Origin of the sequence: Puia sp. P3, from assembly GCF_050632245.1 — a bacterium.
Lineage (GTDB): Bacteria > Bacteroidota > Bacteroidia > Chitinophagales > Chitinophagaceae > Puia.
On the sequence record NZ_CP192583.1, the window covers coordinates 2,679,815 to 2,700,330 of the forward strand.

16 protein-coding genes and 2 pseudogenes are annotated in these 20,516 nt (G+C 54.9%); 12 read left to right on the top strand and 6 right to left on the bottom strand.

Annotated elements, in window-relative coordinates; all coding sequences use genetic code 11:
* The first annotated feature begins 110 nt into the window (after positions 1-110).
* The 4 genes and pseudogenes from ACQ86N_RS16145 (at position 111) to ACQ86N_RS16160 (ending at position 4,554) form a co-directional block, all read left to right on the top strand.
* A pseudogene (locus ACQ86N_RS16145) lies at positions 111-1,606 on the top strand (hypothetical protein).
* Positions 1,607-1,678: 72 nt separating this feature from the next.
* Positions 1,679-2,524 (top strand): glutamate formimidoyltransferase, encoded by an 846-nt coding sequence (gene ftcD, locus ACQ86N_RS16150; RefSeq protein ID WP_431216035.1) that lies wholly within the window; start codon positions 1,679-1,681, stop codon positions 2,522-2,524.
* Positions 2,521-3,354: a cyclodeaminase/cyclohydrolase family protein gene (locus tag ACQ86N_RS16155; protein WP_431216036.1), complete on the top strand. Its 834-nt coding sequence runs from the start codon at positions 2,521-2,523 to the stop codon at positions 3,352-3,354. Before ftcD ends, ACQ86N_RS16155 begins: the two co-directional genes overlap by 4 nt.
* Before the next feature lie 138 nt (positions 3,355-3,492).
* Positions 3,493-4,554, top strand: a complete 1,062-nt coding sequence (locus ACQ86N_RS16160) for an arginase family protein (protein ID WP_431216037.1) — start codon at positions 3,493-3,495, stop codon at positions 4,552-4,554.
* Positions 4,555-4,614: 60 nt separating this feature from the next.
* On the opposite strand, the gene ACQ86N_RS16165 is transcribed toward ACQ86N_RS16160, so the two are convergent.
* On the bottom strand, positions 4,615-6,846 hold the full coding sequence (locus ACQ86N_RS16165) for a patatin-like phospholipase family protein (protein WP_431216038.1): 2,232 nt from the start codon (positions 6,844-6,846) through the stop codon (positions 4,615-4,617).
* A gap of 185 nt (positions 6,847-7,031) precedes the next feature.
* Complete coding sequence (gene abc-f / locus ACQ86N_RS16170) at positions 7,032-8,840, bottom strand: ribosomal protection-like ABC-F family protein (protein ID WP_431216039.1); 1,809 nt, start codon at positions 8,838-8,840, stop codon at positions 7,032-7,034.
* A 52-nt stretch (positions 8,841-8,892) separates the two neighbouring features.
* On the opposite strand from abc-f, the gene ACQ86N_RS16175 reads away from it, so the two are divergent.
* Positions 8,893-9,504: a DUF3347 domain-containing protein gene (locus tag ACQ86N_RS16175; protein ID WP_431216040.1), complete on the top strand. Its 612-nt coding sequence runs from the start codon at positions 8,893-8,895 to the stop codon at positions 9,502-9,504.
* On the opposite strand, the gene ACQ86N_RS16180 is transcribed toward ACQ86N_RS16175, so the two are convergent.
* Both ACQ86N_RS16180 and ACQ86N_RS16185 read right to left on the bottom strand, forming a co-directional pair.
* The gene (locus ACQ86N_RS16180; RefSeq protein WP_431216041.1) at positions 9,501-10,376 is read right to left on the bottom strand and encodes a hypothetical protein; all 876 of its coding nucleotides are present in this window, start codon (positions 10,374-10,376) and stop codon (positions 9,501-9,503) included. The two genes, ACQ86N_RS16175 and ACQ86N_RS16180, sit on opposite strands and share 4 nt — an antisense overlap.
* Complete coding sequence (locus ACQ86N_RS16185; RefSeq protein ID WP_431216042.1) at positions 10,345-11,592, bottom strand: hypothetical protein; 1,248 nt, start codon at positions 11,590-11,592, stop codon at positions 10,345-10,347. The genes ACQ86N_RS16180 and ACQ86N_RS16185 overlap by 32 nt, the downstream gene beginning before the upstream one ends.
* Positions 11,593-11,700: 108 nt before the next feature.
* Between ACQ86N_RS16185 and thrS the strand changes: the two genes are divergently transcribed.
* From thrS to ACQ86N_RS16215, 6 genes are all read left to right on the top strand, one after another.
* Complete coding sequence (gene thrS / locus ACQ86N_RS16190; protein WP_431216043.1) at positions 11,701-13,638, top strand: threonine--tRNA ligase; 1,938 nt, start codon at positions 11,701-11,703, stop codon at positions 13,636-13,638.
* 73 nt (positions 13,639-13,711) lie between these two features.
* On the top strand, positions 13,712-14,308 hold the full coding sequence (gene infC / locus ACQ86N_RS16195; protein ID WP_431216044.1) for a translation initiation factor IF-3: 597 nt from the start codon (positions 13,712-13,714) through the stop codon (positions 14,306-14,308).
* 117 nt (positions 14,309-14,425) lie between these two features.
* Positions 14,426-14,641, top strand: a complete 216-nt coding sequence (gene rpmI / locus ACQ86N_RS16200) for a 50S ribosomal protein L35 (protein WP_431216045.1) — start codon at positions 14,426-14,428, stop codon at positions 14,639-14,641.
* A gap of 37 nt (positions 14,642-14,678) precedes the next feature.
* A complete protein-coding gene (gene rplT, locus ACQ86N_RS16205) occupies positions 14,679-15,023 on the top strand; it encodes a 50S ribosomal protein L20 (RefSeq protein ID WP_431216046.1) in 345 nt (114 codons plus the stop codon).
* 156 nt (positions 15,024-15,179) lie between these two features.
* Positions 15,180-16,577, top strand: a complete 1,398-nt coding sequence (locus ACQ86N_RS16210) for an arginine decarboxylase (RefSeq protein ID WP_431216047.1) — start codon at positions 15,180-15,182, stop codon at positions 16,575-16,577.
* On the top strand, positions 16,574-17,068 hold the full coding sequence (locus ACQ86N_RS16215; RefSeq protein ID WP_431216048.1) for a nuclear transport factor 2 family protein: 495 nt from the start codon (positions 16,574-16,576) through the stop codon (positions 17,066-17,068). The genes ACQ86N_RS16210 and ACQ86N_RS16215 overlap by 4 nt, the downstream gene beginning before the upstream one ends.
* Positions 17,069-17,153: 85 nt before the next feature.
* Here ACQ86N_RS16215 and ACQ86N_RS16220 read toward each other — a convergent pair whose 3' ends face one another.
* Positions 17,154-18,335 carry a hypothetical protein gene (locus tag ACQ86N_RS16220; protein ID WP_431216049.1) on the bottom strand — a complete coding sequence of 394 codons (1,182 nt, stop codon included), beginning with the start codon at positions 18,333-18,335 and terminating at the stop codon, positions 17,154-17,156.
* A 373-nt stretch (positions 18,336-18,708) separates the two neighbouring features.
* A complete protein-coding gene (locus tag ACQ86N_RS16225; RefSeq protein ID WP_431216050.1) occupies positions 18,709-19,143 on the bottom strand; it encodes an Hsp20/alpha crystallin family protein in 435 nt (144 codons plus the stop codon).
* Between the two features lie 505 nt (positions 19,144-19,648).
* Between ACQ86N_RS16225 and ACQ86N_RS16230 the strand changes: the two are divergent.
* Positions 19,649-20,034 (top strand): annotated as a pseudogene (locus tag ACQ86N_RS16230) (BrxA/BrxB family bacilliredoxin).
* Positions 20,035-20,516: the final 482 nt, after the last annotated feature.

The window sequence follows — 20,516 nt, forward strand, 5'->3', positions numbered from 1 at the left end:
CTACCGCTGGGTAGAGGACATCCCCCACGGTCTGGATGGAATTCTTCCAAAGCCTCGGCCTCTCCCTCCACATCGACGACCGCCGCATCCTCCTGCAGCTGATGCAGGCCATGAAGACCCTGTCCTTCCAGGTCGCACAGCTCGGCCTCGAGAAAGACGTGCTGCTCTACATACCCGAACCATACCGCGAGAACAATCCTTTCGTCGAACAAAACTACCTCGTCCGCCAACTGGAAGAGTGGATTATCGACAGACAGGAGTCGACACCCCCGACGGCCATCGCCGCAGGCATCAACAAGCAGCTAGCCCTGTGCCGCGACTGCATCGAATACATCAGGAACAACCATTCTGAACGCGGCGCCAGCCTTCACCAGACCTATATGCTCCTCCTGCTGACCAACCGGCTGGAGCGTATGTCCATCCTCGTTGACCTCCTCGACAAGGATCATGCCTTCAATGTCGCGAACTTCGTCGATTTCTTCCGGATGCTGGTCCGCAACGAGAACAGAAAGAACAGCATCCTCGAATTCATGCACCAGTCCATGGGCTATCTCGCCTACCAGATAGCGGAACACAAGGGGGCGAAAGGCAGCAAATACATTACCGCGACATGGGCCGAATACCGCGGCATGGTCAAAAGCGCGATGGGCGGCGGCGCATGGATCTGCCTCGTCGTACTCATCAAGAACCTGCTGACCAGGATCCCGATGGCCATCTTCTGGCACGGCTTCGCCTACAGCATCAACTATAGCCTCGGCTTCATCCTCATCGAAGAAACGCACACCACCCTTGCCACAAAACAGCCCGCTTTCACCGCGAGCGCCGTGGCCAGCTCACTCGATACAAAAGCGGGACAGCCCAATCTCTACAATCTCGCCGTCACCGTCGCCAAAGTCTCCCGCAGCCAGATCGCCTCCTTCGCTGGCAATCTGGTCGTCGTCTTCCCCGGCTGCTGGCTGATCGCCTGGGCCTACGAAAAGATCATGGGCGTCAAATTAGTATCCGGCGACGCCGCGAGACAAATGCTCCGCGACCAGCACCCCAGGAAAGCCTTTCCCTCCTCTACGCCTGCAACACCGGCGTATTCCTCTTCCTCAGCGGCATCATCGCCGGCTACGTGCAGAACAAGATCCAGTACAGCAATATCAGCCTGCGGCTGCAAGCCCATCCCATCCTGCGGCTATCCATGCCCGAAGACCGGAGGCGACGACTGGCCGACTACGTCGAACACCACGCCGGCTCGCTGATCGGCAATATCTGCCTGGGCTTCTTTCTGGGAATGGCGGGATTCTGGGGCGAGATCTTCGGCACGCATTTCGAGATCCGGCACATCACGATCTCCGCCGGCAACACCTCGCTGGCCGTTTATGGTCTCGGATTCGGCGGCATCGAACCCTGGCACCTGACTGCCGTCATCCTGGGCGTGCTCGGCATCGGCTTCCTGAATTTCCTTACCAGCTTTTCCCTCGCCTTTTTCGTCGCCGCCCGCAGCCGCGGAGTGCGAATGCGCGAGTATCCGGAGTTTTTGGGCATCCTCTGGAGGTATTTCAAAAACAGCCCGCTGGATTTCGTCCGGCCACGGCGTCGAACGGAACCCGCGGACTGAAAATTACTTAACTTGCCGCCCTGAGGCCCGCCGTGGCCAGAAACAAAGCTTGTCAAAACACACTACCTTATTATGGATCAGATCATCGAATGCGTCCCCAATTTCAGCGAAGGCCGCAACCCGGCCATCATCAAACAGATCACCGACGAGATAGAGACCGTTCCCTTCGTTCGCCTGCTCAACGTCGACCCGGGTAAGGCCACCAACCGCACCGTCGTCACCTTTGTCGGAACACCCGCCGCCGTCGTCGAAGCCGCATTTCTCGCCATCAAAAAAGCCGGAGAGCTCATCGACATGCGCAGCCACAAAGGCGAACACCCCCGCATGGGCGCCACCGACGTCTGCCCCCTCATACCCGTCGCCGGCATCAGCATGGAAGAGACCGCCGAATGGGCCAAAAAACTGGCCGAAAAAGTCGGCAGGGAACTCCAGCTCCCCGTCTATTGCTACGAAGCCGCCCAGCCCGATAAAAACCGCAGCAATCTGTCCGTCATCCGCGCCGGAGAATACGAAGGCTTCTTCAAAAAGATAAAACTACCCGAATGGAAGCCCGACTTCGGCCCGGCCGAATTCGACGCCCGCCGCGGCGCCACCGTCATCGGTGCCCGCGACTTCCTCGTAGCCTATAACGTCAACCTCAATACGACCTCGACGCGACGCGCCAACTCCGTCGCCTTCGACGTCCGCGAGGCCGGCCGCGCCAAACTCGACCCCGCCACCGGCAAACCCGTCAGAGACGCGCAGGGCAAACCCGTAAACACACCCGGAACACTCAAATTCGTCAAAGCCATCGGCTGGTATATCGAAGAGTACGGCATCGCCCAGATCTCGATGAACCTGACCAATATCAGAGCGACCCCGTCCATATCGCCTTCGACGCCGTCTGCAAATCCGCCGCCGACCGCGGTCTGCGCGTGACCGGCAGCGAACTCGTCGGACTGATCCCCCTCCAGTCCATGCTCGACGCCGGAAAATATTTCCTCACCAAACAACAGCGCAGCACGGGCGTATCGGAGAAAGAACTGATCCGCATCGCCGTACTCTCCATGGGCCTCGACGAACTGGCCCCCTTCGTCCCCGAAGAAAGGATCATCGAATACTTACTAAAAAAGAACACCGACGCAAAACTCGTCAGCCTCTCCCTGAAAGACTTCGCCGACGAGACGGCCAGCGAAAGCCCCGCCCCGGGCGGCGGCTCCATTGCGGCCTATGCCGGCGCCCTCGGCGCATCCCTCGCCACCATGGTCGCCAACCTTTCCTCGCACAAAAAAGGCTGGGACCAACGCTGGAAGGAATTTAGCGACTGGGCCGAAAAAGGCCAGGGCTACAAGGACCAGCTGATCCGGCTGGTAGACGCCGATACCCACGCCTTCAATGGGATCATGGCGGCGTTTGGCCTGCCCAAAGGCAACGACGAAGAGAAGGCCATCCGCCACGCCGCAATACAGGCCGCCACCCGCACGGCCATCGAGATCCCGTTCAAAGTGATGGAAACCGCCTACGCCTGCTTGGACCTGATAAAAGCCATGGCGATCCACGGTAACCCCAATTCCATCAGCGACGCCGGCGTCGGCGCGCTCTGCGTCCGGGCCGCCGTCCTCGGAGCCTATATGAACGTGCGGATCAACGCCGCCGGCTACGACGACAAAGCCTTCGTAAAGGATATCCTCGCCAAAGGCGCCGCCCTCCGAGGAATTCACCATCGAGACGGAAACGGTAATTCGCGAGATCGTCGACGAAAAGATTGAGGTCTGACCCGGCCCGCGCGGAACCACCGGCCCCGCGGAACCACCGACCCCACCGGCCCGCGCGGCCCCTACCGATTTCCACCGATCCCGGCTCCACCCACCGAATTTGTCGTAAATTCAGCATCTAAACTTCAGGATATGTCACAGCTAAAAGTCTACAGCAAATCGGATATACTGGCATTCACGAAAGTCCGCAAGTTCGAGACCCGGCTGGGAGAAGAAGTGCTGACCATAGCGGACCCAGGCAATATCGCGGCGTCCATCGAAAAATCGCCCGCGGAATACGTCCTGCTGGGCATCCCTGAAGACCTCGGCATCCTGGCCTACGCCGGCCACGCCCGCAACGGACACGGCCCGACCGAACTGGCCTGGTGGTCCTTTTTAAAAGACTTCCTCAACATCCAGAGCAACGACTTTCTCGTGGGCGGCAGCGTCCTGGTCCTGGGCCATTTCGACTTCAGCGACCTGGGCCGCCTCATCGAAGCCAACGCCTTGAACCCCGACGAGAAACTCGACGCCTACCGCCACGCGGTACATACCATCGACGAGGCCGTGGAACCACTGATCCGGATCATCACGTCCGCCGGAAAGATCCCCATCGTCATCGGCGGCGGACACAACAACACCTACCCGCTGATCAAAGGCGCCGCCAAAGGACTCCACAAGGCGGGGCTGACGAACATCGCCCAGATCAACGCCGTCAACCTCGACGCACACCCCGAGTTCAGCCCCGTCGAAGGCCGCCACAGCGCCAACGGCTTTCGCTACGCGGAAGAGGACGGATTCCTCGAGAAATATTGCGTCATCGGCGTGCAGGAGAGCCACCTGCCGCAGAACGTCTGGACCGATATACTCAACAACCCCTTCGTCGACTGCATCACCTACGAGGACATCTTCGTGCTGGAGAAAAGGACCTTCACGCAGGCCGTGGCCCACGCGACCGGATTTACGGAAGACAGCTATATCGGCCTCGAGATCGACCTCGACGCCATCGCCCACGTCCCCGGCACCGGGCTGCCGCCTTCCGGCCTGACACCCCTGCACGCCCGCCAGTACGTGACCTTCGCCGCGATTGACTCGAAAATCGCCTACCTGCATATCTGCGAAGGAGCCGTCTGCCTCGGCAACGGCTGCAGCAACCCTTCGACGGGAAGACTTATCAGCTATATCGTCAGTGATTTTCTGAAGGCCCGCGAATAGGCCCCCATTGGCCGGCCCCGAAGGCGCCTGGATCGGGCCCCGACCGCGTCAGCAACGCTCCTAGAACGGGATCCCGATATTCACATACCCCAGCACCTGCCTCGACTGGTCGTTGTACATCGCGCTCAGCTCGAGCGGACCCAGCGCAAAATTATAGGAGAACGTCAGCGCGTACCCGGAGAGAAAATCCGGCGTCCTAAAGAAATTACTCTTGTTGATGAAGTTATTGAACAAAATATTCGCCCGGCCCGTGACCAGCACATTGCTGAACAGCTGATACCGGAGCCCCAGCACGCCTTCCGCGATACTCGAAGAATAGAAGGTCCCTTCCCGAAGTCCCGCAAAAGCCACCTGGTTGTGGAACTGGCTGACCATCCCGCCGATCGAGAACTCGTTCATGATATTGTGGCCATAGTGCAGGTTGAGCCCGCCCTGCGCCCGCACGAACAACGTATACTTGTCACTCACGGCAAAATATTTTTCGAAGTCCAGCAGGAACCGCTCGTACGAGGCACTGGAAAAACTCGTGTCCGACGCATTCTGCGAAGACCCGAAATAGTCCACCTTCGGCGTCTGCGGGAAGACATGATCCGCCTCCGCCTGCAATTTTATACCCCTTCGCGGATAGAGGGGCCTGTCCAGCGTATTGCTTCGGATAAAAGCATATCCGGTAAAGAACGTATTATGCCCCTTGAATTCGAGGCTCGAACTGATCGAAGGATCATAGTCGGTCCACTCAAACCTCCCGCCCAGCCCGAACGTCAGGTCGCGGTTGGTGCTATAGCCGAAATGGGCGTCCGCCCGCCAGTACTGCTGGTCGTAAAGACCGGCTTCCTTGTACTTGTCGTTATAGGTGGTGATCCGGAAGGCGTCGTACTGCGTATTCAGATTGAATGCGAAATTGGCGCGGCGGCTGAAGTACTGCAGGTGTTCTCCCCGGATCCGGAAATTCTGGCCTACGTTGACCGTCACCAGACTGCGCGAAGTGGGGGTAAAGAAATTGCGCGTGGTCAGGTTCAGGATGGCGCTGATACCGCTGAACTGGTTGTAGTTGAGCCCGAGCTTGGCGAAGGTCAGCGGATTCTCCTCCACGTCGAAGACGACCCTGCTCGTGCTGTCCGGCTGCGGCTCCAGCGAGTAGGTGATACGGTTATAGTAGCGCGTACCGAACGCACGGCGGATCATCCGCGAAAAATTGGCGGCCGTATAATATTTATTGGTCGACAGGTCCATGCTCTGGATAAAGAACCCTTCATTGGTACGCTGCAGGCCATGGACGACATAGGAAGAAACTTTCACGGGATAAACACTCGGGAGGCGGTTCTTTACCACCTCCTGCGGACCGTAGATCGCATTCAGCGAGTCGGCCAGCTGCTTGAGCCGCGGATAGAGACGCCGCCCTTCTTCGACCCCCGTGTCGATGATCTGTTTCGCCTCCCCGAAATTCCCCATCCCATACTTCTCCAGCGGCTGGTTCACATAGATATTGCACAACGGTATCTGAGTCTTGGTGTCCGCCGCCTCCCGGAAGAAGGCCACCTGCAGGATCACCTGCAGCGGATTGGTAAAGTCTTTCGAGGCGCGCAACGGCCCGGAGACATTGCTCCCGATGACGATATTCGAGCCCATCTCGATGACGTCTCTCACAGGGAAATTATGTACCACCCCTCCATCCACCAGCTTGCGTCCGTTGTATTCCACCGCCGTGAACACCGAAGGGATAGCCATACTGCTCCGGAGCGCGGACACGATCTCGCCGGAGTCCAGCACTACCGGCTCACCGGTCGAGACATCGGTTGCGATACACTTGAAGGGGATCGGGAATTTGGAGAAATCTTTCAAATTGTAGACCGGACGAAACAGCTCGGAGAATTTCAGCCAGAGCTCCTGCCCCTCGATCACCCCCGTCGCCAGACGAAACCAGTGGTTAACCCAGGGCAGCTCGACGTCGTATCTGCCGTATTCGTCCTTTTCCTCCATGATCATACTTCGCATGCTCGACTGGTTGGAAAGGATCAGATCCCAGTTGATACGGCGCGCGATCTTCTCGATGCTGTCCGCGGAATAGCCTACTGCGTATAGGCCGCCGATGATCGAGCCCATACTGGTGCCCGTTATATAGTCGACCTTTAGCCCCGCGCTGTCGATGGCCTTGAGGATGCCGATATGGGCCAGCCCCTTGGCGCCGCCCCCGCTGAGGGTCACACCGATCTTCGGCCTTTGCCCCACCTGCGCAACGACCATCCCCGCGGGCAGGAGCAACAAGCCAAATAATAGGTGCTGTATTCTCATTTATAACGCCTTTTCCAGCTCCATGATCTTCTCGAAGACCTGTTCGTACTGACCGTTAGCCTTTGCCAGTTCGTCGGAAGCCTGTTTATAGTCCGCTTCAGCGGCTACAAACTTATTCTTATCTGAATACGTAGAAGGATCGGCGAGGGATGCTTCGAGCCTGGCCCTTTGTGCGGTCAGTGTCGCTATTTTTGTTCCAGTTCCTGAAAAATGCGCTGCTGGCGCTGCAGCTCTTTCTTGGTTTCCTTGTTGATGGGCTGTGCGGCGGCGGGCTTCGGCGCCTCGGCTACGGGCGCGGGCTTGTTGACAACCGCGGCCGGCGCAGGGGCCGGTTTCACAGCGGCCGGCGTAGGTGCCGCCTTCACCGCGGCGGCGGCTGCCTGCCTCGCCGCCAGATTCTTTTCCTTCCATTCCACCCATTCCTCATATGTTCCCTTGAACTCACGGATCTGGTGGTCCTCTATCTCCCAGATCTTATTGGCCGTTTTGGAGATAAAATAACGGTCATGGCTGACCAGCAGGAAGCTGCCCTCGTATTTGTTCAGGGCGTCGATCAGCAGGTCGCAGGAATGCATATCCAGATGGTTGGTCGGTTCGTCCAACAGCAGGAAATTGGCCTTGCTGATGATCGTCTTGGCCAGCGCGATACGCGCCTTTTCACCGCCGCTCAGGACCTTGATCTTCTTGTCGACGTCGTCGCCGCTGAACAGGAAACAGCCCAGCAGCACCCTCAGCTCGAGGTCCGTCTTCTGGCTGCCGCAAAGCTGCATCTCTTCCAGCAGGGTATTGTTGACATCCAGCGCCTCCAGCTGGTGCTGCGCATAAAAACTTTCATCGACATTATGTCCCCACACCCTCTCGCCCTCAAAAGGCTCCGCCCCCGCCACCATCCGCAGCAGGGTCGACTTTCCTTTACCGTTAGCTCCGATCAGCGCGATCTTGTCGCCGCGGTCGATCTCCGCCGAAGCATTCTCGACGATACTGATCGGGCCGAAATGCTTGGTGGCATTCTTCAGCGTCGCCAGTACCCGGCCGGGCGTCTTGTCCACGCGGAAATTGATCTTGATATTGGGCCGCTCGATCTCCACATCCTCGATCCGCTCGATCTTGTCCAGCCTCTTCATCGCGCTCTGCGCGGCCGCCGCCTTACTGGCCTTGGCCTTAAATCTTTCGATGAACCGCTCCTGCTGGCGGATATAGTCCTGCTGGTTCTCGAAGGCGCGCTGCTGCAGTTCCACACGCTGCACCTTTTCCGTCTCGTAAAAGCTATAGTTGCCGTTATAGATATGCAGCTCCCGCTGATAGAGTTCGACGATCTTCGTCACCATCCGGTTGAGAAAGTATTTATCGTGGCTCACGATCACCACCGAACCCTGATAGTGCGTCAGGTATTTTTCCAGCCACTCGATGGACGGAAGGTCAAGGTGGTTGGTCGGTTCGTCCAGCAGCAGCAGGTCGGGCTTCTGCAGGATCATCTTGGCCAGCAGCACCCGCATCCGCCATCCACCGCTGAATTCCCGGAAAGGACGGGTCAGGTCGGAATTGGAGAATCCCAACCCCTGCAGGATCTCTTCCGTCCGGTGGTGGATCGTATACCCGTCAAGGGTATCCATCTCGTGCAGCGCGTCCGTATAGCGGATCAGAAGGTCGTTGTTCTCGTGGTCCTTCTCCAGCTGGTGACCCAGCTCAACGATCTCTTTTTCCAGCTCCAGCACCCGCTCAAAAGCGGTCATCGCCACCTCCAGGATCGACCCGTTCGTGTCGAAACTCAACAGGTCCTGGTGCAGATAGCCGATGGTCGTGTTCCGGCCTTTCTCCACCGTGCCTTCAGATGGCGAGTATTGGCCAACAAATAATTTTAATAGTGTGGATTTACCCGTTCCGTTATAACCGATCAAACCGATTCGTTCATTGGGCTGAATATGCCAGGTTGCTTCCTTTACGATCACCCGGGCTCCGAATTCAAAAGTTACGTTCTGTAGTCCTGCTAACATGGGTGCAAATTTAATCCGTTTTATCCGTTACCTTCACGTAAATTTCGCTTCAATGAAGAAATTCATTCTCCTGATCTTAGCCTTTGTCGTGGTCGGAATCCTCGGCTACAAACTTCTGCTCGATAAACCCGTAAAGCCCATTGAAATAAAAGAGCACCCCCTGACCATCGGAAAGAATTCCACCCAGTTCGATACCGCCTTTGCCGGATTGTTAACACAATATTATACATTGAAGGACGCCCTGGTAGACTGGGACACCGCCAGGGCCGACCAGGCCGCCTACACCCTCGGCTCCAAAGCCGACAGCCTCCCCGTCAAAACCATGAAGGCCGACTCTTCGATCATCCAGACCGCCCAAAGCCTCATGGCCAGCGTCAGCAGCGAAGCAAAAGCCTTTACCGGCGAGACCGGCATCGAAGCCCGCCGCCGGTCCTTCAATATGATGACCGACTACCTGTACACGCTCGCCAATGCCGTCAGATACGACGGACAGATCATCTATCATATCAAATGCCCGATGGCATTTAAAGAGACGGAAGAAGGCTACTGGCTCAGCAACACCCGTCAGGTCGTCAATCCCTATCTGGGAAACAAACACCCGGTATACAAAAGCAAAATGCTGGGCTGCGGCGAGGTCACCGACTCGATCGACTTTGCCCACTAAGGCTTGTATACGAATTTTACCGCCGCGCTTTTCTGCTCGCTCGACGACAGATAGACCTCGAATTTCCGGTCTCCGGCCGTCACCATCATGAGCGCGGTATTGGGAGGGATCGTGCCGAGATTGTTGGCGTACATCACCAGCTCGTATTCGGTGGACGGGAAGGCGTTGAAATCGATCGTTAGCGGCTTGTCGGTCAGCATTTGCCGGTAGAGCAGCAGTTTTCCGTTGATCAATACCGTTACCGTATCGCCGTCGATCTCCCCGTTGTCGTAGAGCTCGATCTTTATCTGCGGACTGCCGACCGTTACGGTCTTTACCAGTTCTTTTTCCCTTGGCTGCAGGTGCAGACTGCTCTGCAGCAGGGCCAGCGTATCCGGCTGATCGACATCCGCGGGAAAGTCGGAGACGGTCTCCTTTTTCAGCTGGATCTTCCCCGGCGGACAGACCGTGTTCTTCTCGGAAAAAACGCCTTTCCAGTCGCCGCTCAGCTGCTCTTCGCTCCCCGTCGTCGTATAGTTGAGGTCGTAGGTCTTGATACAGGGAAGACAGTCCTGCGGGATCTTCGCTTCGAGGACCTTGTTTTCGATGATCACCAGCCGGTGGGTCCGGGCGTTATAGCGCCCGGTAAAACTCATCTTGACATAGTGCGTCTTGTCGTAATAGTCATACGCCCTGCCCGTGACCCTGTCCCCGCTGAAATTGATCTGAAGTTCGAGGAAATAGCGGGGGAAACAACCTCCGGGCCCCTGCGTCAGAGTCCCTTTCCAGATGCCGTTGAGGTCTTCGGCCCGCAGAGAGAGGATATAAATAGGCTTACCAGTATAAGTGTGGCCCGCATTTCTATTTTTGATATTTGAATTGCACCACCGCATTCTTTTGCTCGGTAGAGGTAATGCGGACCTCGTATTCCTTGTCTCCCGCTTTGACGATCATCAGGGAGGTATTGGGCGGGATCTCGCCCTCGTTCTCCGCCACCATCACCAGCTCGTGATAGTCATTCGATTCGTCGAGGTGCAGCGTCAGCACCAGCGGCCTGTCGGTCAGCATGGCGTGGTTGACGACCTGTTTGTTATCGAGATAGATGGATATCGTGTCGTGGTCGATAACCCCGTCGTCATAGATATTCAGGGTGACCTCGTTGACGTTGACTGTCAGCGTCCGGACCAGCTGGTTGCTGCGGGTCTTCAGGACGGGTGGGGGAATGGTCGCGAAATGCCGGCTCATCCCGGTGCCGGCGCTATCGGTTGGCCTCACCGCCGCATGGGGCATGGTCAGTTTGGCCATCGGCGGCGGATTCTTCTCCGGCTTTTCCGTCACTGGTTTGGGACGGGTCACCGGTTTGGTCGTCGCCACAGGATTACCCGTCACCGGCGGATGGGCCGGAGCTACCGGCTTACCCGTCACCGGCGGTTTGGTCGTCGCTACAGAATTACCAGTCGTCGGCGGATGGGCCGTAGCTACCGGCTTGCCCGTCACCGGCGGTTTGGTCACCGGCTTACCAGTCGTCGCCGGCCTTTTCGGCGGCGCGGCCTTCGCTATAGCCGCGCTGTCTCTGCCCGCCGGCGGATGCGCGAGATGCTTCTCCTTCTCCACCAAAAAAGGCTCCTTATAAAAATCGCTGGACGCTACCTTCCGCAAAAAAACAGTCCCCCGCCCGCAGTTGGACGAGTCCCGGACATTCATGCTCACATACGAACCCTCGAGAAATTCCTCGTCTCCCGACTTCGAATACTGGAGAAAGCAGGTCATGATACAGACCCCGTCCCCTGCCTGGTTGCGGACCTCAAGCAGCTTCCCCTCCTGTAACAAGACCTTTCCCGTATGTGCATTGACGGTGCCCGCAGCAGCGGCCTTGCCATAAAAAAGGGACGAGAGATAGGAGTAGGTGACGGCCTGGAAGCGCTTGTCCGTCTGCGCGATCTGGACTTCGAATTTATACCGGTCGTCGAAAAGGGCGGAACGCATGGCCTCCCCGCCTTTAGATCGGAAATGACCCTGCCAGACACCGGTGATGTCCTGAGCCGTCAGCACGGCCGGCGCCGATACCGCAACGGCAACTACCATAAGAAAAAGGAGAAACCTCCGCATAAATGGCAAATTATGGAATTTCCCGGTTGACCCGTTTACCTTTCATAATTATTACCAATTCGCACAATGTCAACAAGATTGCGGGCAAATTGTTAAATTTGCACCCTTATGATCAAGATCACTTTACCGGACGGCGCCGTAAGAGAATATGAATCGGGCGTCACCGCACTGGAAATCGCCAAATCCATCAGTGAAGGATTGGCCAGAAAAGTCTTAGCCGCAAACGTAAATGGACAGGTATGGGATGCGACGCGCCCGATCACGACCGACGCAACCCTGAAACTCCTGACATGGACAGACACCGACGGCAAGTCCACGTTCTGGCATTCTTCCGCCCACCTCATGGCCGAGGCGGTGGAAGCGCTGTATCCCGGCGTTAAATTCTGGGTGGGTCCGGCCGTCGACAACGGGTTCTATTATGATATGGACCTGGGCGGACGACAGATCACCGACGAAGACCTCCGCAAGCTGGAGACCAAAATGGCCGAGCTGGCCAAACAGAACGAGGCCTACCGCCGCAAGGAGATCAGCAAGGCCGAGGCGATCAAATATTTCAGCGACAAGGGCGACGAATACAAGCTCGACCTCCTGGAGAACCTTCAGGACGGAAGCATTACCTTTTATACCCAGGGGGCGTTCACCGACCTCTGCCGCGGACCCCATATTCCCACTACCGGCTTTATCAAGGCCGTAAGGCTGACCAATATCGCCGGCGCTTACTGGAAGGGGGACGAGAAGAACAAACAGCTCACCCGCGTCTACGGCGTGACCTTCCCTTCCCAGAAAGAACTCGACGAATACGACGTCATGATCGAGGAAGCCAGGAGGCTGGATCATCGAAAGCTCGGGAAGGAATTGGGAATTTTCACTTTTGACGACCAGGTAGGCCCAGGGCTCCCTTTGTGGATGCCCAACGGCGCCGTCATCATCGAGCAGCTTGAGAGACTCGCCAAAGAGACCGAAGAACGGGCGGGCTACAAGCGGGTCGTTACACCCAATATCGCCAAGGAAAGCATGTATATCACCAGCGGACACCTGCCGTACTACGCGGATAGCATGTTCCCTCCCATGGAGTTGGAAGGGGAGAAATATTACCTCAAGTCCATGAACTGTCCGCACCACCATAAGATCTTTGCGGCGGAGCAGAAGTCCTATAAGGATCTCCCGTACCGGCTGGCGGAATATGGGACCTGCTATCGCTATGAGCAGAGCGGAGAGCTATTCGGGCTCATGCGGGTGCGATGTTTGCATATGAACGATGCGCATATCTATTGTACCAAAGAGCAGTTCTATGACGAGTTCAGGGCGGTGAACGAGATGTACCTCAAATATTTCCAGATATTCGGGATCGATAAGTATGTGATGCGTTTTAGTACCCACGAGCCGGGCAAACTGGGGAAAAAATACATCGATGAGCCCGGCCTGTGGAAGGAGACTGAAGATCTGGTGCGGGATGTGTTGATCAGGAGTGGAATACCGTACGTAGAGGTCCCCGACGAGGCCGCCTTTTATGGGCCAAAGATCGACGTTCAGATATGGAGCGCAATCGGGCGGGAGTTTACCCTGGCGACCAACCAGGTGGACTTTGCCCAGGGAAGACGGTTCAAACTCGAGTTCACGACCGGGGACAATCAAACTGATACGCCCCTGATCATCCACCGGGCGCCTCTGGGCACACACGAACGCTTTATCGGCTTCCTGCTGGAGCACTACGCGGGCAAATTCCCGGTATGGCTGGCGCCGTTGCAGGTCAAGATCCTGCCGATCACCGATAAGTCGCTCGAATATGCACAAAGTCTTTTAGTTTCCCTGAAAAATGCAGATATTCGTGTAGAAGTCGACGACCGTAGCGATAAGATAGGCAAGAAGATCAGGGATACCGAACTCGCGAAAGTGCCCTATATGCTGGTGGTCGGCGAAAAGGAGATGAACGAGAACAAAGTGGCCGTCCGTCGTCAGGGAAAAGGCGATCTGGGCGTCCAGGGTATCGAAGAGTTCATCGCCCAGGTACAAAAAGAGATAAAGGAACGTGTCCCCAATCCCTAAGGGACAGATGGTTTAACAGCTAGAAAAATTAGAAGCTTCCGAAAGGGAGGGAAGCTTAAATTAAAAACAGTAAATGACATTTCCACCGAGACCCCCACGCGGGAATTTCAATCCACGTTTCAGGAAGGAACAACAACAAGAACATCGTACCAACCATATGATCCGGGTGCCCCAGGTGCGATTGGTAGGAGACAACGTCGAGGTCGGCGTTTACTCCATCCAGGAGGCGTTGAAGATGGCACAGGAGCAACAACTCGACCTGGTCGAGATCTCCCCCAATGCGGATCCCCCAGTTTGTAAGATCATCGACTACAATAAATTCCTTTACGAGAAGAAGAAGAAGGAAAAGGAAATGAAGGCCAAAAGCAAGGCCTCCGAAGTAAAGGAGATCCGGTTCACACCGAATACGGACGACCATGACTTCGACTTCAAGGCCAAACACGCCGAAAAGTTCCTGAAGGAAGGAAATAAGGTCAAGGCTTACGTACAGTTCAAGGGCAGGGCTATCCAGTTCAAGGAAAGAGGTGAGCTGCTGCTCCTGAAGTTTGCCGAAAGACTGGGCGACGCGGGCGTGCTCGAAGGCATGCCCAAGATGGAAGGCAAGCGGATGCTGGCGATCTGGGCGCCTAAACCCCAGAAAAAGAAAGAGAAAGACAAAAGCGCTTCCTGATAAAAAGAAAAAAGGCCCTGGCGGGCGCTTTTTCTTGCTTTTTCATACCTTTGCGGTCCAAAATTCCCATAAGGCTCCAAAAGAGGTCCGCCTGTGCGGACCCGCCAGCAGGGGTTCATGAAAAAAGCATTAAAAATGCCAAAGGTTAGAACCAATTCAAGTGCCAAGAAGCGTTTTAAAGTAACCGGCACGGGTAAGATCACCTTCCAGAAAGCCTTCAAACGTCACATTCTGACAAAAAAATCCAAGAAACGCAAGCGCGTAATGGCCAAGAAAGGCGAAGTCGCTCAGGCAAACCTGGATTTTGTAAAGCGTCTCCTGAGACTGAAATAGATCACCCACATTAATTCAACTTCAAACTTATTAAGATATGCCTCGTAGTGTAAACGCCGTCGCTTCCCGCGCCCGCCGGAAACGCATCCTGAAACAAGCCAAAGGCTTCTACGGCAAACGTAAAAACGTCTATACCGTAGCCAAGAACGTATTGGAGAAAGGTCTTCAGTACCGTTACGTTGGCCGCAAACTGAAGAAAAGGGAATACCGCACGCTCTGGATCGCCCGTATCAACGCCGCCGTCCGCGCCGAAGGTCTGACCTATTCCGCTTTCATCCACAAGCTCGCCCAGAAGGGCATCGGCCTGGATCGCAAAGTACTCGCTGACCTCGCGATGAACGAGCCGGAAACCTTTAAGAACCTGGTTGCCGCAGTTAAGTAGGTTTTTACATATAATTTTCTCAAACACCCCCGTCAGGGGTGTTTGTTTTTTATTTCATCAATTTGACAAAATCCTTCATTTTTTGCATAGTTTTTTTGGGGATGTTCTTCAAAACCGCTTACTTAACCGTTAATATTGAATAACCTGGATCAGTCAATGAATAATACGTACACCGATCTGGTGACGCAGACCTTTAACTTCCCGCAGGAAGGATTCGACGTTAAAGACAATTACCTACAATTTAATGGCCTCGATCTCAAAGCGCTCATTGACAAATATGGGACGCCGATGAAACTGACCTATCTGCCCAAGATCGGCCAGCAGATCAACAAGGCGAAGAAGATGTTTGCAGGGGCTATGAAGAAACACCACTACGAAGGCAAATATTATTATTGCTATTGCACAAAGAGCTCGCATTTCTCTTTCATCGTGGAAGAGGCCCTCAAACACGATATCCACCTGGAGACGTCTTACGCCTACGACATCGAGATCATCAAGAAGCTGTACGAGCGCAAGAAGATCACCAAGGACACCTTTATCATCTGTAACGGTTTCAAGCAAAAACCCTATACCAGCCGGATCGCGTCCCTGCTGAACAGCGGGTTTAAGAACGTGATCCCGATCCTCGACAACAAGGAAGAGCTGCAGCAATATAAGAAATCGGTAAAGGGCACCTTCAAACTCGGGATCCGGGTGGCAGCCGAAGAAGAACCCAACTTCCCGTTCTATACCTCCCGTCTCGGCTTCCGGGCCCGCGACGTGCTGGAGTTCTATGTCGATAAGATCGAAGGCAACGAAGACCGTTTTCAGCTGAAAATGCTCCATATCTTCCTCAACAAGGGCATCAAGGACGATATCTACTACTGGAGCGAACTGAATAAGGTCATCAACCTGTACTGCCAGCTCAAGAAGATCTGTCCCGAACTGGATTCGATCAACATCGGCGGCGGATTCCCGATCAAGCATTCGCTGGGATTTGAATACGACTATCAGTTCATGATCAACGAGATCGTCGGCAATATCAAGAAGGCCTGCAAACGCAGCAACGTGCCGATGCCCAATATCTTCACCGAATTCGGCAGCTATACGGTAGGAGAGAGCATGGCGCATATCTACAGCGTCATCGGCCAGAAGATGCAGAACGACCGTGAGATCTGGTATATGATCGACTCCTCCTTTATCACGACCCTGCCGGATACCTGGGGCATCGGGGAGCGCTTCCTGATGCTGCCGATCAACAAATGGGACGTTGAATATCAACGCGTTGTTCTTGGGGGTATCACCTGCGACAGCCACGACTACTACGACTCGGAAGAACATATCAACGAGGTGTTCCTGCCTAAAGTGGTCAACGGGGAACCCCTCTACGTGGGCTTCTTCCATACGGGCGCCTACCAGGACCAGATCAGCGGCTACGGGGGTATCAAACACTGTCTGATACCTTCACCCAAACACGTGATCGTCGGAACCGACAAGAACGGAAAGCTGACCGACTGGGTCTATGCGAAAGAGCAGACGGCGCAAAGCATGCTGAAAATTTTGGGTTATCTATGATAAATAAGATCTTCACTACGATGGTCGCGCTCTGCGCGACCTTTGTTTATATGCCCGCCCACGCTCAGTCGCAGGCCGCCAACCTCCCCGCTCAGTCCCGCGCCGCCGAAGACTCCGTCAAAGCCGCCGTCAATCTTCTTTTTACGGGCATGATCCAGTCAGATCCCACGCTGATCCGCCAGTCCTTCACGGACAGCGCCATTCTACAATCCATCTTCGAAAAGGATGGCACCACCGTCGCCCGCCTCGAGAGCGTCGACGATTTCGCCCGCGCGATCAGCAGGATGGGGAAGGGGGACGCCGACGAACGAATCCGCATAGACGTGCTCCGGATCGACGGCCCGCTGGCCACCGTCTGGGCCCCCTATAGTTTCTATTACAAAGGGAAACTCAACCACTGTGGGGTCGATTCCTTCCAGATGTTGCTGGTAAATGGAGTTTGGAAGATACAATACCTGATAGACACCCGGCGTAAGCAGCCTTGTCAGTAAGAACCCGCAGTTTCGCGGTTCACGCCGACCCCCGACGGTTTCCTCCCTTCCGCGGTTCACATCCCTTCCTCAGAGGCGGTTCACACTATCTCCTCTTCAATCTATACTTCTTGTTCACCTTCGGATTGTCGAAATAGGCGTTCAGCTGTTCCTCGGTCATGCTGCTGGTCTCTTCCAGCGGTACGTCGATCAGCTGCACCTGGGTCTGCTTCAGTTCGGTCTTCAGATTGTTCATCTTCTTGACGATATCCGGGTCCTTTTCGCCTACGAGGGCATTGTCCCGCGTGGTGTAGTCCAGCCTTTTGATGGAGGCGCGGACCAGCGCGGCCTGGTTCTGTTCGGCCGTCAGCGGCGGAGCAACCGTCTCTTTCACCGGCACCAGCGCAACGCCGACGCTGGGAAGGATCGTCCCGGTCGTCTTGGCGCTCTGGCTGGCCTGGGCCGAGAAAATGGTTCCGCCAAGGGCGGTCGACGCCGTTGTCATGTCGAACTGCGTGCGCGTACTATGCGTCTTCTTTACTTTCTTATCGAGCTGGAAGAACGCGTATTTCAGCCGGAGCATATAAGTCCTGATGTTTTTGACGGCATTCTCGTATTCCCCCGTCATATAGGGATAGTTGAGCGCGTCTTTTACATAGATGCGTATGGCGGCCGTATCCCGCTCGAAAGTCTTTGTCGTACCGATAAAATAGAGTATCAGCAGCTTTTGCTTGGCCGAGTCCGTCTCTTTTACAAAGTCGTACGGCGCCGTCCAGTTGAAGTCGTCATTACACTTGCTGACATTCGAGCTGGTCTTGATCGGAATATTGGAGTTGAAGTTGATGCTCTCGATAGGGTAGGTGCCCGTCTCACACTGCACCCGAAAACTGATCGAGTCTCCCTCTTCTATATATAATACGTTGCTCACGGTCGGCTTCACGTGCGAATGGATGATCTCAGTAGTGAAGAAAACGATCGTAAAGGACGTGTCCAGTCTCTCCTTCGGATTGTTTAAGTTCTGCACGCCAATATTAACCTTGTACTCGTAGTCGTACTTGAGCCGGCCGGACAGAAAATAGGCTTTGTCGGCCTTAAAGGTCAGCAGCCCGTTCTCTTTGATCTTTAGCCCCACCGGCGCGTTCCGGATAAAGAAAAAATACCGGCTTGCGTCCTTGTTGATCTCCAGCTGATAGCTGAGTGTGGAATCCACATGGAGAGTAAAATAGGGATTCAGGTTGCGGATACGAAGCGTCGTATCCGTACCTGCCGTATCTAATTGCAGCGGCACACGGAACGTGGGATTCTGAGAAAACCCTTCGTGAGAGAACACTATGCCTGTCAGTACTAAAAGCCAAAGCCTTAAAACGCTCGAAGGTTTAATCATAATTCTTGGATAGTTAAATGGCCGGACCAGGTCCGGTCTACGGGTTTGGAAGCCCGAAATTAAAACAATCGGCAGAAAAACTGCAACCCGAACTAAAATTTAAAAGTTGTCTATTTCAGCATTTTAGCACAAAAACAGGCCAAAAATCCCGGATTTTCGCGGCAAACCCCTTCTTTCCCCCGGCAAACGTGCAAAAAAAGGCCAGCCTCGGGAGTAACCCGGGCCGGCCAGTAACCAAAACCAACCAACTGCTTATGAACCGAATCAGTTCTTATCCTTATTGGATGTTAATCTGTTTTGCAGCTTCCTTAACTTCCTGCTTCTTGGGAAGCAACAGTTTCAGGACGCCGTTTTCGTACTTAGCCTGTATGCCATTGGCATCAACACGCTCATCCAGGTTGAAGCTGCGCTTAAAGCTCTTGAAGGAAAATTCTTTCCGGATGGTCTTGTATTCTTCATTCTTCACTTCTTCCTTCTTTTCAAAGCTAACCACCAGCTGACCGTTGTCAACAGAGATCTTGAAGTCTTCCTTGCTTCTGCCGGGAGCGCTCAGCTCGACATGATAGGCATCAGCCGTTTCATGGATATTTACCGGAGGAAAAAAGCCGTAGCTATCGTCGCGGCCCAGTCCTGCCGGGAGACCCTGAAAGAACTCATCTACAAAGTTGGAGAGGCTTCTGTGGCCATTGTTGTTTACTTTTACGAGTGTCATAGTAATGCTTATTTGAGTTTTTTAAATTTGCTTGGACGCAGGTGAAAGATCAAACCATATACCATCGCGTTTTTTCAGAAGATTTGACCGGATCGGCGGCCCAGCCTCTGACAAAATTTCATCTTTCCCGAATTTTGTGTGCCGTTTTTTCCGATCCGGGCGATTTTCGGCTCCCCTGACCATATCCAGCCCTCCAACTGGACGTTGCTCGGCGCCCGCTAGCGCCCGCCAGGGCACGCCGAGGCCACTTCCCGCCAGGACCCCCGCAGCGTCATCCCGCCAGGCCACCCCCGCCAGCGTCATCCCGCCAGGCCCACCCCTGCCAGTGGCCCCTGCCAAGGCCCCCGGCCCGGCCAACCCCGCCGGGGCCAGCCCCAATCCTCCGATTCCTTACCCTTCGTGTCGCCTCCCGCGGCGGGTGTGAACTTTTTGTCTATTTTTGCGTATTAATTGTATATTTTAAAATCACAATAAAACAATGTATCCACAGGAAATAGTACAGCCGATGAAGGAGGAACTGACCGATAACGGGTTTCAGGAACTGCTCACCTCCGCAGAAGTAGATGACCAATTACATAAGACCGGAACTACACTGGTAGTCGTCAATTCCGTCTGCGGCTGCGCGGCGGGTATGGCCCGTCCGGGTGTTCTGATGGCCGTAGCCAACGGCGGGAAAAACCCGACTATCTGACCACGAGCTTTGCCGGCTTTGACGTGGAGGCCATCAATAAGATACGCGAGCACCTGCTCCCTTATCCGCCCTCTTCCCCCGCTATCGCCCTGTTCAAGGACGGAAAGCTGGTCCACATGATCGAACGGCACCAGATAGAAGGCCGTCCCGCGCAGCTAATCGCTCACAACCTGATCGCTGCCTTCGACGAATACTGCTAAGCTTTTTGTTCATAGTAATACATAGCCCTTCGTGCAATTGCCGGAGGGCTTTTTCTTGCTCCCCATCCAACCGGCTTCCCCGGTCAAAAAAACGGCTCCCCTGGTCAGGCTCCAGGCATATTCTGCGGGATGTGAGTATCTCGCACCGGCATTGTGAATATCGGACCGGTTGGAAATCAATATCCACATCCGTGGATAAGCTATAGAATGCACGATTGGCGATAGTTTCGGAGAAAAAGTGTTCCCCGTGGAACACTTTTGTGGAACTCCAATCCCCAGTTATTAGTATGTGTGGAAAAAATATTTTTTTTGGAGAATCGTCGGACTTTCTAATCCGTTCAGCGTCCAGTAGTTCGGGCCGGTCCCGCAATTCGCAGGGGCGGCAACCCTCGAAATGCCGTATATCCAGGCAGGATGGTTCCACGATCTTACCCGGGGCTTTGCGGGCGGATAGATTTTAGTGGTTTTATTTAAGTTTTATA

Bases quoted from the DNA above. Each gene is read 5' to 3' on its own strand.
- ftcD (WP_431216035.1), top strand. From the start codon at position 1,679: ATGGATCAGATCATCGAATGCGTCCCCAATTTCAGCGAAGGCCGCAAC.
- ACQ86N_RS16160 (WP_431216037.1), top strand. From the start codon at position 3,493: ATGTCACAGCTAAAAGTCTACAGCAAATCGGATATACTGGCATTCACG.
- ACQ86N_RS16165 (WP_431216038.1), bottom strand. From the start codon at position 6,846: ATGAGAATACAGCACCTATTATTTGGCTTGTTGCTCCTGCCCGCGGGG.
- abc-f (WP_431216039.1), bottom strand. From the start codon at position 8,840: ATGTTAGCAGGACTACAGAACGTAACTTTTGAATTCGGAGCCCGGGTG.
- ACQ86N_RS16175 (WP_431216040.1), top strand. From the start codon at position 8,893: ATGAAGAAATTCATTCTCCTGATCTTAGCCTTTGTCGTGGTCGGAATC.
- ACQ86N_RS16180 (WP_431216041.1), bottom strand. From the start codon at position 10,376: ATGCGGTGGTGCAATTCAAATATCAAAAATAGAAATGCGGGCCACACT.
- ACQ86N_RS16185 (WP_431216042.1), bottom strand. From the start codon at position 11,592: ATGCGGAGGTTTCTCCTTTTTCTTATGGTAGTTGCCGTTGCGGTATCG.
- thrS (WP_431216043.1), top strand. From the start codon at position 11,701: ATGATCAAGATCACTTTACCGGACGGCGCCGTAAGAGAATATGAATCG.
- infC (WP_431216044.1), top strand. From the start codon at position 13,712: ATGACATTTCCACCGAGACCCCCACGCGGGAATTTCAATCCACGTTTC.
- rpmI (WP_431216045.1), top strand. From the start codon at position 14,426: ATGAAAAAAGCATTAAAAATGCCAAAGGTTAGAACCAATTCAAGTGCC.
- rplT (WP_431216046.1), top strand. From the start codon at position 14,679: ATGCCTCGTAGTGTAAACGCCGTCGCTTCCCGCGCCCGCCGGAAACGC.
- ACQ86N_RS16210 (WP_431216047.1), top strand. From the start codon at position 15,180: ATGAATAATACGTACACCGATCTGGTGACGCAGACCTTTAACTTCCCG.
- ACQ86N_RS16215 (WP_431216048.1), top strand. From the start codon at position 16,574: ATGATAAATAAGATCTTCACTACGATGGTCGCGCTCTGCGCGACCTTT.
- ACQ86N_RS16225 (WP_431216050.1), bottom strand. From the start codon at position 19,143: ATGACACTCGTAAAAGTAAACAACAATGGCCACAGAAGCCTCTCCAAC.